Below are 15,846 nucleotides of genomic sequence, written 5' to 3'. Positions count from 1 at the left end.
GGGGTACGGCAAGGGGCACCGCTTGGGGCACGGCGTGGGCACGGCGGCGGGACGTCAACGGCCGGGAGGAGTGCGGGTCTACGAGCCGGCTCGTTCGTAGGCGCGGGCCACCAGGTCGGCCACGGCCATCTCCTTGATGGCGAGTTCGCCGTCGTCCTGCGGCGGGTCCTGCCCGAGCGGGTCGTCGGCCAGCCCCATCAGCGCGTCCAGCAGGCCGGACGCCCGCAGCCGGGCCACCGGAAGCGTCGCGAGGACCTTCCTGATCGCGTCGTCCTCGGCGGTCCGCCCGGTGTCCGGCGCGGCCTCGGGCAGCAGCGCCGCCACCAGGTAACCCGCCACCGCCTGGACGCTCGGGTAGTCGAAGACCAGCGTGGAGGGCAGTCGCAGGCCCGTCACCGCGCCCAGGCGGTTGCGGAGCTCCACCGCCATCAGCGAGTCCATGCCCATGTCGAGGAACCCCCGGTCGGTCTCGACGGAGGCCGCCGCGGCGTGTCCGAGCACGGCGGCGACGTGCTCGCGCACGAGACCGAGCACCTCGCGCAGCCGGTCCTGTTCCGGCAGTTCCGCCAGCCGGGCGCGCAGCGCCTCGGCCTGGGCGCCCGGCGTCCCCGCCCGCGTCTTCGGCCGCCGGATCAGGCCGCGCAGCAGTGGCGGCACCTGGTCGAAGCGGACCGCCTCCTTCCGCAGCCTCCCGAGGTCGAGCCGGGCCGCGACGACCGCGGCGGCACCGGCCGCGTTCGCGCGGTCGAACAGCGCGAGCCCGTCGTCCGCCGACAGGGGTTCGACCCCGGCACGGGCCATCCGGGTGCGGTCGGCCTCGGCGATCCGGCCGGCCATGCCGCCGTTCTCCCAGGCGCCCCAGACGATCGAGAGTCCCGCGAGGCCGTCCGCCCGCCGGCGTTCCGCGAGTGCGTCCAGGAACCCGTTGGCCGCCGCGTAGTTGGCCTGCCCGGGCGTGCCGAACGTCCCGGCCAGCGAGGAGAACAGCACGAACGATCGCAGGTCCGCGTCCCGGGTCAGCTCGTGCAGGTGCCACGCCGCGTCGGCCTTGGCCCGCAGCACGCCCTCCAGCCGCGCGCGGGTCAGCGTCTCGACGGTCCCGTCGTCGAGGACGCCGGCGGCGTGGACGACGGCCGTCAGCGGGCGCTCCCGGGGGATCTCCCGGAGCAGCCGGGCCACGCTGTCGCGGTCGGCGACGTCGCAGGCGACGACGTCCACGTCCGCGCCGAGTTCCGTGAGCTCCGCCTCGACGGCCGGCTCCAGCCGGCCGCGGCGCCCGGCCAGCAGCAGGTGCCGGACGCCGTGCGCGGTCACCAGGTGCCGGGCCACGGCCGTGCCCAGCGCGCCGGTGCCGCCGGTGATCAGGACGGTCCCGTCCGGGTCGGCGAGGGCGGGCGGCGGCTCCGGCGTCCCGGCGCGGGTCAGCCGCGGCACCAGCGGCTCGCCGTCGCGGATCGCGACCTGCGGCTCGTCCAGGACGGCGACGGCGGGCAGCGACCGGACCGACGCCTCCTCGTCGTCGAGGTCCACGAGCAGGAACCGGTTCGGATGCTCGGTCTGCGCCGACCTCAGCATGCTCCAGACCGCAGCGCCGGCCAGGTCCGGGACCCGTCCCCCGGCCGCCGTCGCGCCCCGGGTGACGATCACCAGCCGCGACGACGCGAGCCGATCGTCGGCCAGCCACGACTGCACGAGCGCCAGCGTTCCGGTGGCGGTGCCGAGCACGCCGGCCGGGACGTCCCCGGCGGCCCGTGCTTCCTCGGTGACCCGTGCTTCCTCAGTGACCCGTGCCTCCCCGGTGGCCCGTGCTTCGTCGATGACCTGTGCTTCCCCGGTGGGCGGTTCGCACAGGACGACGGCCAGCGCGGGAGCCGGTTCCCCGGCGGCGACGGCCTCCCGCAGGGCGGCGATGTCGGGGTGCCAGCGGCTGTCGCCCCACGACGACCGCAGGGCGTCCGTCACGCGTACGTCGTCGGCTCCGACGGACGCCCAGCCGCCGTGCGGCACGCCGGACGGATCCTGCGGCGCGGGTCCGGCCGGCGCCCAGTCCACGGTGAACAGCGAGTCGTCACGGGGCAGGCCCGCGCTCACCTGCTCGGCCGACGCCGGCCGCAGCACCAGCGTGCCGACCGTGACCACGGGACGGCCCGAGGGGTCGTACGCCGCGAGCGTCAGCGCGTCCGGGCCGGCCGGGGTGAGCCGGACCCGCAGCGCCACCGCCCCGGCGGCGTGCAGGGTCACGTCGTGCCAGGAGAACGGCAGCCGGGCCGGCGACTCCTCATCGGCGGCGCCCAGGCCGTCCACGACCGCCGCCTGCAGGGCGGCGTCCAGCAGCGCCGGATGCACGGCGAACCTCCCGGCCCGCGCCTGCTGGTCCTCGGGGAGCGCGACCTCGGCGAAAATCTCCTCGCCACGCCGCCACACCGCCCGGAGCCCGCGGAAGGCGGGCCCGTAGGTGTATCCGCTCGACGCCAGGCGGTGGTAGGCGTCGTCCAGCTCCACCGCGACCGCGCCGGCCGGAGGCCATTCGCGCTCCGTCGCGGCCTCCGAAGGTTCGGGTGCCTCAGCGATCTCGGGGGCGAGGACACCGGAGGCGTGGCAGACCCAGGTCGCGTCCGCGTCGTCCTCCGGCCGGGAGTACATGCCGATCGCGCGCTCCCCCTGGTCGTCCGGCGGCCCCACGACCAGCCGCAACAGCACCGCCGTACGCTCCGGCAGCGCCAGCGGCGCCCGCAGGACCAGTTCCCGGACCCGCCCGCAGCCCGCCGGCTCACCTGCTTGGGCGGCCAGTTCGACGAGGGCCGCGCCGGGCACCAGCGCGACGTCCCATATCGCGTGGTCGCCGATCCACGGGTGGGTGTCCAGGGAGATCCGCCCGGTGAGGACCAGGTCGCCGGTGCCGGGGACGTCCGCCGCCGCGCTCAGCAGCGGGTGGTCGACGGCACCGAGCCCGAACCCGCTCGGGTCCCTCGGCGCCGCCGTGTCGTCCTGCCAGTAGCGCCGCCGCTGGAAGGCGTACGTCGGCAGGTCGAGCCGGCGCGTCTCCCCGGGGACCACCGGCGACCAGTCCACGGCGACGCCGTGGGTGTGCGCCACGGCCAGGGCGTTCAGGAACGACTCGGTCTCCGGCCGCCCCCGCCGCAGCGCCGCCTGGAACATCGGCGTCACGTCCGAGCCGGAGTCCGGGCCGGGGTGGGCGTCGGCCACGTCCCGCGCGGCGGTCGTCAGCCCGCCGTCCGGCCCGACCTCCAGGAAGCGGGTCACGCCCTGGGCGCGCAGCCACCGGACGCCGTCGCCGAACCTGACCGTACGCCGCACCTGCGACAGCCAGTAGCCGGCCGAGGTCGCCTCGTCGTCGCCGAGCGGCGTCCCGGTCACGGTCGACACCACCGGCAGCTTGGGCGGAGCTAACGCGACCGACGCCAGCACGTCGGCGAACCCGGCGAGCATCGGCTCCATCAGCGCCGAGTGGAAGGCGTGGGACACGCGGAGCGGCCGGGCGCGGACGCCCTGGGCGCGGCAGTCGGCGGCGACCTTCGCGACCGCCGCCTCCTCGCCGGAGACCACGACCGCGGCGGGGCCGTTCACCGCCGCCAGGCTCACGTCGGCGCCGAGGAACGCGAGCCGCTCCAGGACCCACGCCTCGGGGGCCGCGACGGCGAGCATCGCCCCGCCGCCGGGCAGTTCCCGCATCAGCCTGCCGCGGTACGCGACGACGCGGGCGGCGTCGGCCGCCGAGAGCACGCCCGCGACATGGGCGGCGGCCAGTTCGCCGACCGAGTGCCCGATCAGGAAGCCGGGCCGGACGCCGAAGCTCTCCAGCAGCCGGTACAGCGCGATCTCCAGGGCGAACGTCGCGGCCTGGGTGTAGTCGGTCCGGTCGAGCAGCCGCGCCTCCGCGGTGTCCGGGCGGGCGAAGACCACGGACCTCACCGGGCGGTCGAGGTGCTCGTCCAGCTCGGCGCAGACCGCGTCGAAGGCGTCGGCGAAGACGGGGAAGGCGGCGTGCAGCTCGCGGCCCATGCGCGCCCGCTGGAAGCCCTGCCCGGAGAACATCACGGCGAGCCGGCCCGGCGACGCCTGGGCGTGGACCACGCCGGCCGCCTGCTCGCCCCTGGCCAGCGCCGTCAGTCCGCCTACGAGACTCTCGCGGTCCGCGGCCAGGACGGCGGCTCTGTGCGCCATCAGGGGACGCCGCGTCAGGGCGGCGGCGATGTCGGCCGGCTCCACCTCGGGATGGGCGACCGCGTACGCGCGCAACTTGTCGGCGTAGCCCCGCAGCGCCTCCTCGGTCCGCGCGGACAGCATCCACGGCAACGCCGGCGTGCCCGTGACGGGCGGCGCGTCGTCACCGGCCGGCGGCTGTTCGAGGATGACGTGCCCGTTGGTGCCGCTGAGCCCGAACGACGACACGGCGGCCCGGCGCGGCCTGCCCGTCTCCGGCCACGGGGTCGGCTCCAGCACCAGCGTCGCCGCTCCTCCGGACCAGTCCACCTGCCGGGACGGCTCGTCCACGTGCAGCGTGGGCGGCACCACGCCGGCGCGCATCGCCAGCACCATCTTGATCACTCCCGCCACGCCGGCGGCGGCCTGGGTGTGGCCGATGTTGGACTTGATCGAACCCAGCAGCAGCGGCCGGTCCGCGGGCCGGTTCCGGCCGTAGGTCGCCAGGATCGCCTGCACCTCGATCGGGTCGCCCAGCCGCGTGCCCGTCCCGTGCCCCTCGACGACGTCCACGTCCGCCGCCGACAGCCCGGCGGCGTTCATCGCCTGGCGGATGACCCTCTGCTGGGCGGGCCCGTTGGGCGCCGTGAGGCCGTTCGACCGGCCGTCCTGGTTGACTGCGGACCCGCGGACGAGGGCCAGCACCGGGTGGCCGTGCTTCCTGGCGTCCGACAGCCGCTCCAGCAGCAGGACACCGGCGCCCTCGGCCAGCCCGGTGCCGTCCGCCGAGTCGGCGAACGACTTGCACCGCCCGTCCGGGGAGAGGCCCCGCTGCCTGCTGAACTCCAGGAACGTGTCCGGCGCCACGATCACCGTCGCGCCGCCCGCCAGGGCGAGCGAGCACTCGCCGTTCCGCAGCGCCTGGCAGGCGAGGTGCAGCGCCACCAGTGACGACGAGCACGCGGTGTCCACGGTGACCGCCGGTCCTTCGAGACCGAAGGCGTACGCGACGCGTCCGGAGGCGAGACTGCCCATCTGACCGGACCACTCGTTCGGCATGACCCCGTTGAAGACGCCGGTCCTGCTGCCGCGGAGCGAGCCGGGGTCCAGGCCGGCCCGTTCGAAGGCCTCGGCGGAGCATTCGAGGAGCAGCCGATGCTGCGGATCGATCGAGGGCGCCTCGCGCGGGCTGATGCCGAAGTGACCGGCGTCGAACATCGCGGCGTCGTGCAGGAAACCGCCGTGGCGCGAGTAGGTCCTGCCCGGGCTGCCGGGCTCCGGGTCGTACAGTCCCGCGACGTCCCAGCCGCGGTCGCGCGGGAACTCCGACACCACGTCGCGTCCGCCGGACACCACGTCCCACAGGTCCTGCGGCGAGCCCACCCCGCCCGGGTAGCGGCAGCCCATGCCCACGATGGCGATCGGCTCGTGCTCGCGTTCCTCCGCCGCGCGCAGCCGCTCCCGCAGATCCTGCATCTCGGCCGTGGCGCGCCGGAGATAGTCCAGGTATTTCTGTTCGTCGGTCATCGCGTCGCCCCCACACCCTCGTGCTCCACGGCCGGCCGCCCGACAACCGCCCCGTTTCGAAACCGAATGATTCGCAGTCCGGCCCCGCCCTAACAATGCGGTTCAGGCGGCAGAATCGCGAAACCTGGACGACACACTTTTTCCGGCGGCCCCGGACCTTCGGGCGCACGCCTGGGAAAGGCGAGGCCCGCCAAGCGTCTGACCAGTAAGTTCAGCGGAACCGCCGCCGATCCGGCCCCCCGTTCTGCCGGTCGGCACCACGCTTGGAAAAGCGGCCGCCGACCATGCTCATCGGCCGGGCCGGGGCGGACCACGCGGTTTCGACGGCAGAAAAAAACTGCCGGTCATGCCGGAAAAACGCGGCACAAAAGTGCGTGGTTCACCCGACAATTCGGTGCTAGCTTTCCCAGCAGCACGCGAACCATGGGCGCGGGGAAACAGGCGTCGAGTCCGAACCGACGCCCGCCCACGCGGGCGGAGACGGCCGGACGCCCACTCCCGCCTCAGGGCCGGAACCGGGGCGACGGGGGCTCGTCATGCCGAGCGCGATACGGGGCTGACGGTGTCGCCCCCTCGGTGCGCCGGGATGACAGATCGGAGACAACACGTGCAGAGAACGTTCCGTCTGGATGAGGCGCCGGCGATCGCCGGCGCCGCGACACCGCTCACCCGCCCTGTCGGCATCGGCGCGACCGGGCTCTACGTGCCCGAGCAGGTCGTGACCAACGACGACCTGGCCGAGACACTGGACACCTCCGACGAGTGGATCACCTCCCGGATCGGGATCAGGCAGCGGCGCTTCCTCACCGAGGGCATGGCCACGTCCGACATGGGCATCGCCGCGGCACGGCAGGCGCTCGACCGGTCCGGGGTGGACGCCGGCGACCTCGACGTCGTCATCATCGCCACGTTCACCCCCGACCAGCCGCTCCCCTCCACCGCGCTGATCGTCGCCGAGGCGCTCGGCGCGCGGCGCGCGCTTCCGCTCGACCTCTCGCAGTCGGCCTGCGCGGGCGGCATCCACGCGATCCTCCTGGCCGCGCACCTGCTGCAGAACGACGCCTTCCGCAACATCCTGGTAATCGGAGCCGACGCCGGGTCCCGGCTGACCGACCCGCTGGACCGCGGGACCCGGGTCTTCTTCGGCGACGCCGCCGGAGCCGCGCTGCTGCGGCCGACGGCGAGCGGCTTCGGGCTGCTGTCCTGGCACACCGGCTCCGCACTCTCCTACGAGGTGCAGATCCCCGCGGGCGGTTCCCGCCGTCCGACCAGCCCCGAGACGGTGGACGAACGCGGCCAGTTCCTGAAGATGAACGGCAGGGCCGTCTGGGACATGGCCACCGGTCAACTGCCGGGCAGCATCAGGCAGGCCGCCCTGCGCGCCGGAGTCGGCCTGGAGGACGTACGGCACTTCCTCCTGCACCAGGCCAACCAGAACATCATCAACGAGACGGTGTCGAGCCTCGGCATATCCGCGGACCGCGTGCCCACGACGGTGGGGCGGCTCGGCAACACCGGAGCGGCCAGCATGTTCACGGTGCTGCACGAGGCGATGGAGACCACCGTCCGCCACGGAGACCTCATGATCATGGCCGGGATCGGGGCCGGCTTCCTCTGGGGATCGGTCTGTCTCCGCCACTTCGGGCCGGACCCGTCCGGCGACGCCTGGGGCTGAGACCATGCTGCGTACCGAGATCGCCGGCCGCGTCGCCGTCGTGACCCTGGACCGCCCCGAGCGGCTCAACGCCCTGAGCTGGGAGCTGATGAACCGGCTCAGGAAGGAGTTCGAGTCGCTCGGCGCCCGCGCCGACGTGGGCGCGATCGTCCTCACCGGCGCGGGCCGCGCGTTCTCCGCCGGGGCGGACCTGCGTGACTTCGCGGCGAGCGAGGACCTGCCCACCGAGGTCGCGCACCACCTGGCCGCGACGATGGCGCCGCTGGCCGAGGTGGTGCAGGCCCTGCCGCTGCCGTTGGTCGCCGCGGTCAACGGTCCGTGCGCCGGTGGCGCCGTGGGCCTGGCGCTGCTCGCCGACGTGGTCATCGCCGCCAGGTCCGCGTACTTCCTCCTGCCCCAGGTGGTGCCTCTCGGCGGCGTGCCCGACCTCGGCGCGACCTGGGTCCTCGGCCGGGTCGTGGGACGGGCCCGGGCCATGGGCATGTCCCTGACGGGCGAACGCGTCCCGGCCGAGCGGGCCGAGCGGTGGGGCATGATCTGGCGCTGCGTCGACGACGCCGAGTTGCTGGACCAGGCGCTCGCGACGGCCCGGGGGCTGGCCGCCGCGCCCGCCGCCGTCGTCGCGACCCGCGCGCTCCTCGACGCGGGTTTCGCGGCGACGCTGCGCGACCAACTCGACTTCGAGGCCCGGCACCAGTCGGCGCGGTTCGCCGACCCCGCCGTGGCGGCGGTGGTCGAGCGCTTCGCCACCGCGGGAGACAGGCCGGGGACGCGCCGATGAAGGCGATCGTGCTGGCCGGCGGCTCCGGGACGCGGCTGCGTCCCATCACGCACACCCACGCCAAGCAACTGGTGCCCGTGGCCAACCGGCCGGTGCTCTTCTACGGCCTGGAGGCGATCGCGGAGGCGGGCATCCGCGACGTCGGCGTCGTGGTGGGCGACACCCACGCGGAGATCGAGGCGGCCGTCGGGGACGGCTCCGCGTTCGGGATCGAGGTGACCTACCTGCGGCAGGAGGCGCCGCTCGGGCTCGCGCACGCGGTGCTGATCGCCCGGGACTTCCTCGGGGACGACCCGTTCGTCATGTACCTGGGCGACAACTTCGTGCTCGGCGGCATCACCGGCATCGTGCGGGGCTTCGCCGAGCGGCGGCCGGACGCGCAGATCATGCTCACCCGGGTGCCCGATCCCCGGCAGTTCGGCGTGGCCGAACTGGACGCCGGAGGCCGGGTCGTCGGCCTGGAGGAGAAACCGGCCCGCCCCAAGAGCGACCTGGCGCTCGTCGGGGTCTATCTGTTCACTCCGGTGGTGCACGAGGTGATCGCGGAGCTGAAGCCCTCCGCGCGCGGCGAGCTGGAGATCACCGAGACCCTCCAGCTGCTGCTGGACTCCGGCCGGCGCGTGGACTCCACGGTGATCTCCGGCTACTGGAAGGACACCGGCAACGTCGCCGACATGCTGGAGGTCAACCGGCTGGTGCTGGAGTCCCTGGAGCCGCGGCAGGACGGCGTCGTCACGGACAGCGAGATCATCGGGCGTGTGGTGATCGAGGCGGGCGCCGACGTCAGCAGCTCGCGGATCGTCGGCCCGGCCGTCATCGGCGCCGGTTCGGTGATCCGGGACTCCTACGTGGGGCCCTTCACGTCGATCGGCGACCGGTGCCGGATCGACGCCAGCGAGATCGAGTACTCGATCGTGCTGCGGGACGCCGCCATCTCGGGGGTCGGGCGGATCGAGGCCTCGCTCATCGGCCGGGACGTGGAGGTCACCCCGGCCGCGCAGACGCCCCGGGCCCACCGCCTGGTCCTGGGAGACCACAGCCGGGTGCAGATCAGTTCGTGAGGGCCGCCGGCCCGAGAGGAAGCCGTCTTCGGAGACGCCGGCCGTGGGTAGGGACTCCTGGACATCGAGGGAGACCGGCTATGGACACGGTACGGAACGTCATCGCCGGGGAGAGCCGCGAGCCGGCGTCCGGCGACTGGATGGACCTGGTCGACCCGTCCACCGAGAAGGTGTACGCCCGGGCGGCCCGCTCGGGCGGCGAGGACGTGGACCAGGCGGTCGCGGCCGCCACCGAGGCCGCCCGAGCCTGGCGGCGCACCACCCCGGCCGAGCGGCAGCGGCTGCTCCTGGAGCTGGCCGATCTGATGGCGGAGGACAGGGAGGCGCTGGCCGAGGCCGAGGTGCGGGCGACCGGCAAGCCGCGCGGCACCGCGCTGAGCGTCGACGTGGACGGGGCCGTCGACGCCGTCCGCTACTTCGCCGGAGCGGCACGGCTGCTGGAGGGCCTCGGCGCCGCAGAGTACGCCGAGGGGCACACCTCGTTCGTGCGCCGCGAGCCGATCGGCGTGGTCGCGCAGGTGACGCCGTGGAACTACCCGCTGATGATGGCCGCCTGGAAGATCGGCCCGGCGCTGGCGGCGGGCGACACGGTGGTGCTCAAGCCGTCGGACACGACACCCGGCTCGACCGTGCTGCTGGGTGAGATGTGCGCGCGGGTGTTCCCGCCCGGCGTGGTCAACGTCCTGTGCGGCGACCGGGACACCGGCCGCGCGCTGGTCGCCCATCCCGGGGTGGAGATGGTGGCGATCACCGGGTCCACGCGGGCCGGAGCCGAGGTGATGGCGGCCGCGGCGGGCGACCTCAAGGACGTCCACCTGGAGCTGGGCGGCAAGGCCCCCGCGCTGGTCTTCGCCGACGCCGACCCGGCCGCGACGGCGGCAGGCATCGCCTCGGCGGCGTTCTTCAACACCGGGCAGGACTGCACCGCCGTCACCCGCGTGCTCGTGGAGCGGCGCGCGTACGACGGGTTCGTCGAGGCGCTCGCCGAGGCCGCGCGGGCGCTCCTCGTCGGGCATCCCGACGAGGAGGACGTGTTCCTCGGCCCGGCCAACAACGCGAACCAGGCCGAGCGGGTCGCGGGCTTCCTCGACCGGCTGCCCGCGCACGCCCGAGTGGTCGCCGGCGGCGGCAGGCTCGGCCGTCCCGGTTTCTTCTTCCCGCCGACCGTCGTCGCCGGGGTGCGCCAGGACGACGAGATCGTGCAGCAGGAGGTCTTCGGCCCGGTGGTGACCGTGCAGCCGTTCGCGGGCGAGGACGAGGCGGTCGCCCTGGCCAACGGCGTCGACTACGGGCTCGCCTCCAGCGTGTGGACCAGGGACACCGGGCGCGCCATGCGGCTGTCCGCCGCGCTGGACTTCGGCGCGGTCTGGGTCAACTGCCACCAGGTGTTCGTCCCGGAGATGCCGCACGGCGGCTTCAAGCACTCGGGCACCGGCAAGGACCTGTCCCGGTACGGCCTCGACGCCTACACCCGCGTCAAGCACGTGATGATCAGCCACACCTGAGCCGCCCAAGTTATTCCTTGACACGAATATTCGCGATGAGGAATAGTTCTCGTCGTGGACGAACTCCTCACCGCACTGGCCGACCCGGCCCGGTGGCGGCTCGTGAGCCTGCTGGCCGAGCGGCCCCGGCCGGTCGGCGTCCTGGCCGAGCTGGCCGGGGCACGTCAGCCGCAGACCACCAAGCACCTGCAGGCCCTGGAGCGCGCCGGGCTCGTCGTGTCCCAGCGCAGCGGCCAGCGCCGGATCTACGCGCTCCGGTCTGAGCCCCTGCGGGAACTGGCGGCCGCGCTCGGCCGCCTGGCCGACACCGCGGACCGGGCCGGCGGCCCGCGCGAGACCTACGACCGGTACGGGCTCAGCCTCCGCACGGAGCGGCTCGCCGCCGACGAGCCGGGGTGGGCCGACGGCCGCTCGTTCGGGTTCCACCGGTCGCTGGCCGGCAGCCCCGAACGGGTCTGGCGCCACCTGACCGAGGCCGCCCTCCTCGCTCACTGGTGGACCCCCGACGACCTGCGCGTCTCCGAACTCGTCTTCGAGGCGCGGCCGGGCGGGCGGATCGTCCAGGAGTACCGCGACGCCGAGGACGCCGACGGGTCTGACGTGGTCGCCGGGCGTGCCGAGGGGGTCGTGGACGAGGTGCGGCCCGGCGAGCGCCTCGCCTACCGGCTCCGCCCGCTGCTTCCCGGCGGCGGCACCGCCTTCACCGCGCACCTCGATCTCGACCTGAGGCCCACCCCGGCCGGCACCGACCTCGACGTCCGGTTCCGGATCGCCGACAGCACCGTCGACTCCGCGGACTTCGTCGCCGGCGTCGAGATCGGCTTCGGCCAGAGCCTCGACCGGCTCGCGGCGATCCTCGCCGCCGATCCGCACGACACCGACACACCCATTCACTAAGCAGAATCAAGGAGCACGACATGACCATCACGACCCCGACCGGCCGCAAGGTGACCGCGAACCTGAGCATCACCCTCGACGGGCGCTACCACGGCCCCGGAGGGCCCGGCGACTTCGCCGCGTTCGCCCCGTACGTGGTCACCGAGGTCGCGCGGGACCACATGAACCGCATGTGGCAGGGCGCGACGACGGCGCTGCTCGGCCGGGTCAACGCCGAGGGATTCATGGGCTACTGGCCGTCGGTCGCCGAGAACGACGACGCCGATCCACGTGACCGCGGATACGCCAAGTGGCTGGTCGGCGCCGAGAAGGTGGTTCTGTCGACCACCCTGACCGAGGTGCCGTGGGAGCGTACCCGCGTGGTGAACGCCCCCGCGGCCGAGGTCGTCGCCGATCTCAAGGCCACCGGCGAGGGCGACATCCTCGTCAACAGCAGCGCGAGCGTCATCAAGGCGCTCCTGGCCGCGGACCTCGTCGACCGGCTCCACCTCCTGATCCTCCCCGAGATCGCCGGAGGCGGGCAGCGGCTGTTCGACGACGGCCTGCCGGCCACGAAGTGGACGCTCACCCACCAGGAGACCGGCGAACTCGGCGAGATGGCCATGGTCTACGACCGGCTCCGCTGAGCCGGAACGATCAGGACCACGTCCACGGCCTCGCCCGCGTCGGCGGCCCCGTGACGGTCACCAGGAAGGCCGGGAGGCGAAGGTGCTGCAGGAGGACCTCCTCAAGGCCGGGCCCGTGCCGTACTCGATCGTGCGTGCCACGCAGTTCTTCGAGTTCATCGAGACGGTGATGTCCTGGACCTCCGACGAGCACGCCGTCCGCCTGCCCGCCGTCCTCATGCAGCCCATCGCCGCGGACGACGTCGCGCGGGCCGTGGCCGACGTCAGCGTGGGCGCCCCGCTGCGCGGCACCCTGGACATCGCCGGGCCCGAGGTCTTCGCGCTCGACGAACTGGGCAGGATCACCCTCGTCGCCCGCGGCGACCACCGCGCCGTCGTCACCGACGACGACGCGGGCCTGTACGCCGCCGCCTCGGGCGACGCCCTCGTCGCCGGGGAGGGCGCCGTCATCGCCGGGACCACCTATCGGGAGTGGCTCGCGCGCTGACCGGGCCGTGCCCCGGCCGCAGGCGCATCACCGCCCGTGCCGGCTCCGCGGGGGTCCGTGCCTCCGGCGGCGGGCAGGCGGCCCGCACCACGTCGTCACAGATCCGAGCGCCGCCCTGTCTTCGAGACGGTCCGTACGTCGCGAAGTGACAGGAGAACGACCTTGCCGTCAGCAGGCACCACGATCCGGATCCGGGTCCGGATGAGCGCTCGCGCCGTCGACGAGCCGCACCGCGCCGCGAGCCAGCTCGAGCTGCTGTTCGACCTCACCTTCGTGGTCGCGGTGGCGGCCGTCACCGCCCAGTTCGCGCACGAGATCGCCGCCGGGCACGGCGTGGCCGGTGTGGTGCCGTTCCTTCAGGTGTTCTTCGCGATCTGGTGGGCGTGGATGAACTTCACGTGGTTCGCCTCGTCCTACGACACCGACGACGTCGCCTACCGGCTGCTGACCATGGTGCAGATGGCCGGTGTGCTGATCCTCGCCGCCGGCGTGCCCGCCGCGGGGAGCCGCTCCGACTACGGGGTCATCACGCTCGGCTACCTCGTCATGAGGATCGGGCTCGTCGCCCAGTGGCTGCGGGCCGGTCTGGAAGACCCGGAGAGGCGCCGCACCGCGCTCCGCTACGCCGGCGGCATCACCGCCCTGCAGGCGGGCTGGCTGGCGCGGCTCGTCCTCGTGGAGACGGGAGTCCTGCCCTCGTGGTCCGGCCTGCCGTTCTTCGTCTGCCTGGCCGCCCTGGAACTCGCGGTGCCGTGGTGGGCCGAGCGGGTCAGGGCCACCAACTGGCACCCCCACCACATCGCCGAGCGCTACGGCCTGTTCACGATCATCCTGCTCGGTGAGAGCGTGCTGGCCGCGAGCAGAGGGGTCGGAGGAGCGCTCGAGGCGGGCGAGGTCGGCGGTCCCTTCCTCGTGATCGCCGGCGCCGGTCTCGTCCTGCTGTTCGCCCTGTGGTGGCTGTACTTCCTCGGCCCGGCGGGGGACGGTCTCACCGACCGCCGTCACCGGTCCTACCTGTGGGGGTACGGCCACTACGGCATATTCGCCGCCCTGGCCGCCCTCGGCGCCGGGCTCGAGGTGGCGGTGGAGCGGAGCGGCCACGACGGCGCGGCGTCGCCGACGGCGCTCGGCTACGCGGTCGCCGTCCCGGTGGGTCTGTATCTCGCCCTGCTGCTGGCGGTACATGTGCTCGTCGTCGCGGAGCCCGTCATCCTGCCCGCCGCGGTGCTGGGGTGCGCCGCCGTCGTCCTGTCGCTGCCGCTCGCGGCGCCCTGGATCGGCGTGGCCGCCGTGGTCGCCGCGATCGCGGCCGTCTGCGTGCTGCTGGTCGCCGTCACGATCTGGACGGCCGCCGGGGCGCGTCGTGGGAACCGCGGCGAGCCGGTCCGTCTTCTGTGACGTACGCCACGCCCAGGAGAATTCCGCGGCGGCCGTCACAAGCCGGGAGGCTGTCCGGTCCTAGCTGGCGACCGGGTCGCGACGAGGTGGCCCGGCGTACGGAAAGGGAACGGCATGAAGATCGTGGTGATCGGCGGGACCGGCCTGATCGGCTCGAAGCTGGTGACGAAGCTGACCGAGCACGGTCACGAGGCGGTGGCCGCGTCGCCGAACACCGGCGTCAACACGCTGACCGGCGAGGGACTCGCCGAGGTGCTGACGGGCGCGCAGGTGGTGGTCGACGTCTCGAACTCCCCGTCGTTCGAGCGGGCCGCCGTGCTGAAGTTCTTCGAGACCTCCACGGGCAACCTGCTCGCGGCGGAGGCGGAGGCAGGCGTGGGTCACCACGTCGCGGTGTCGATCGTGGGAACGGAACGGATGCCGGACAACGGCTACTTCGCCGCGAAGATCGCCCAGGAGCAGCTGATCGAGAAGTCGGGAATCCCGTTCTCGCTCGTGCACTCGACCCAGTTCTTCGAGTTCGCCCGGGGCATCGCCGACGAGGGCACGGTGGACGGCAAGGTGCACATGGCGCCCGTGCTCTTCCAGCCCATCGCGGGCGACGACGTCGCCAAGGCGGTCGGCCGGACCGCGGTGGGGTCGCCGCTGAACGGCAGGGTGGAGATCGCCGGGCCCGAGCGGTTCCGGATGGACGAGTTCTTCCGCCAGGCGCTCGCCGCCTGGGGCGACCCGCGCGAGGTGGTCACCGACCCGCACGCGCGTTACTTCGGCAGTGAGCTGAGCGAGCAATCGCTGGTGCCGATCGACGACGCCACCCTCGGCACGATCCGTTACCTGGACTGGCTCGGCGGCACCGGAAAGTAGACCGCGGCGGACGGCGCCGCCCCCACTGCGGAAGGCCGGCATGGAAGGCCGGCATGGAAGGCCGGTGCGGGAGGCCGGGCCCGCCTGGGTGCCGGCCGCCCGCCGGGGGCCGCTTCGCGCCCGGCCGGATCACACGGCCGGACGACACGGGGATGACACGGCCGGATCACGCGCCAGGACATGCGTACGGAGGAATGATGAGTGCCCCGAGCGGCGAGAACGATTTCCTGCACGAGCTCCAGATCGAGGTCGAGGCGGAGGTCGTCGAGGTCGGGTGGAGCCGTCCCGAGGAGGCCGCCGGCCTGCCGGTCGCCGACTGGCTGTTCGACCCCGCGGACGCCGAACGTGAGGAGATCGCCCTGCGAGGTCTCCTCGACGCGGTCGAGGTGCTGGAGGACGGCGCCTGCCCGGACGCTCCCGCCGACGACGGCCAGGCCGGTCTTCATTGGCAGGGTTGATTGTTGGGGTTCGCGCCGGAAAGGTAGGCTGCGCGCCGATTCGAGGTGCGGCGCCGGTAGCCTCCGACATCCCGCGCGGATTCTCGCGTTCGTCGCGCGACGCCTGCTCGCGGAGCCGATCGGGCTGGTGCTCGTGCTCGAACCGCCCCGGGGTCTGACACCGGCGGAGCCGGCAGGTGGATTCCGGCGGACCGACGCGCGGCCGCCGGCGAGCCGGATCGAGCAGAGCTTCCTGCGGCGGGTCCAGCCGTTGCCGGCGAGTTCGCCTTGGCCGACGCGCTGGTCGCCGAGGCGGTGACGATCGGGTAGGTGACGGGCAGCCGCTTCCTGGCCCAGTACGCGGCCCTGATACTCGAGCCGTGGAGCGGCCGGGAAGCCGCGACGCGTCAGGTGAGCGAAGCGA

Annotated in this window: 11 protein-coding genes; 10 read left to right on the top strand and 1 reads right to left on the bottom strand. The window is 73.7% G+C overall.

The window, feature by feature from the left end:
- Window positions 1–78: 78 nt before the first annotated feature.
- Window positions 79–5,691 carry a type I polyketide synthase gene (locus HHX40_RS22355; RefSeq protein ID WP_182882181.1) on the bottom strand — a complete coding sequence of 1,871 codons (5,613 nt, stop codon included), beginning with the start codon at window positions 5,689–5,691 and terminating at the stop codon, window positions 79–81.
- A 607-nt stretch (window positions 5,692–6,298) separates the two neighbouring features.
- On the opposite strand from HHX40_RS22355, the gene HHX40_RS22350 reads away from it, so the two are divergent.
- The 10 genes from HHX40_RS22350 to HHX40_RS22305 all read left to right on the top strand — a co-directional run bounded on the left by HHX40_RS22350 (window position 6,299) and on the right by HHX40_RS22305 (window position 15,443).
- Entirely contained in the window at window positions 6,299–7,366 is a 1,068-nt protein-coding gene (locus HHX40_RS22350) for a beta-ketoacyl-ACP synthase 3 (protein ID WP_310738228.1), read from the top strand.
- A gap of 4 nt (window positions 7,367–7,370) precedes the next feature.
- Window positions 7,371–8,147, top strand: a complete 777-nt coding sequence (locus HHX40_RS22345; protein ID WP_182882179.1) for an enoyl-CoA hydratase/isomerase family protein — start codon at window positions 7,371–7,373, stop codon at window positions 8,145–8,147.
- Entirely contained in the window at window positions 8,144–9,208 is a 1,065-nt protein-coding gene (locus tag HHX40_RS22340) for a glucose-1-phosphate thymidylyltransferase (RefSeq protein WP_182882178.1), read from the top strand. Before HHX40_RS22345 ends, HHX40_RS22340 begins: the two co-directional genes overlap by 4 nt.
- Window positions 9,209–9,288: 80 nt before the next feature.
- A complete protein-coding gene (locus HHX40_RS22335; protein ID WP_182882177.1) occupies window positions 9,289–10,713 on the top strand; it encodes an aminobutyraldehyde dehydrogenase in 1,425 nt (474 codons plus the stop codon).
- A gap of 54 nt (window positions 10,714–10,767) precedes the next feature.
- Window positions 10,768–11,610 (top strand): metalloregulator ArsR/SmtB family transcription factor, encoded by an 843-nt coding sequence (locus tag HHX40_RS22330; protein WP_182882176.1) that lies wholly within the window; start codon window positions 10,768–10,770, stop codon window positions 11,608–11,610.
- Between the two features lie 20 nt (window positions 11,611–11,630).
- Window positions 11,631–12,236 (top strand): dihydrofolate reductase family protein, encoded by a 606-nt coding sequence (locus HHX40_RS22325; RefSeq protein WP_182882175.1) that lies wholly within the window; start codon window positions 11,631–11,633, stop codon window positions 12,234–12,236.
- Between the two features lie 82 nt (window positions 12,237–12,318).
- A complete protein-coding gene (locus HHX40_RS22320; RefSeq protein WP_220499451.1) occupies window positions 12,319–12,723 on the top strand; it encodes a hypothetical protein in 405 nt (134 codons plus the stop codon).
- A 162-nt stretch (window positions 12,724–12,885) separates the two neighbouring features.
- The gene (locus HHX40_RS22315) at window positions 12,886–14,121 is read left to right on the top strand and encodes a low temperature requirement protein A (protein WP_220499450.1); all 1,236 of its coding nucleotides are present in this window, start codon (window positions 12,886–12,888) and stop codon (window positions 14,119–14,121) included.
- Window positions 14,122–14,235: 114 nt separating this feature from the next.
- On the top strand, window positions 14,236–14,985 hold the full coding sequence (locus HHX40_RS22310) for an SDR family oxidoreductase (protein ID WP_182882174.1): 750 nt from the start codon (window positions 14,236–14,238) through the stop codon (window positions 14,983–14,985).
- Between the two features lie 197 nt (window positions 14,986–15,182).
- Entirely contained in the window at window positions 15,183–15,443 is a 261-nt protein-coding gene (locus HHX40_RS22305) for a hypothetical protein (RefSeq protein ID WP_182882173.1), read from the top strand.
- The last annotated feature ends 403 nt before the right edge of the window (window positions 15,444–15,846 follow it).

Source organism: Microbispora sp. H10949, from assembly GCF_014161435.1.
GTDB classification, from domain to species: Bacteria; Actinomycetota; Actinomycetes; order Streptosporangiales; family Streptosporangiaceae; genus Microbispora; species Microbispora triticiradicis.
The sequence above is the reverse complement of the archived record's forward strand: the minus strand, read 5'-3'. Positions and strand labels throughout refer to the sequence as shown.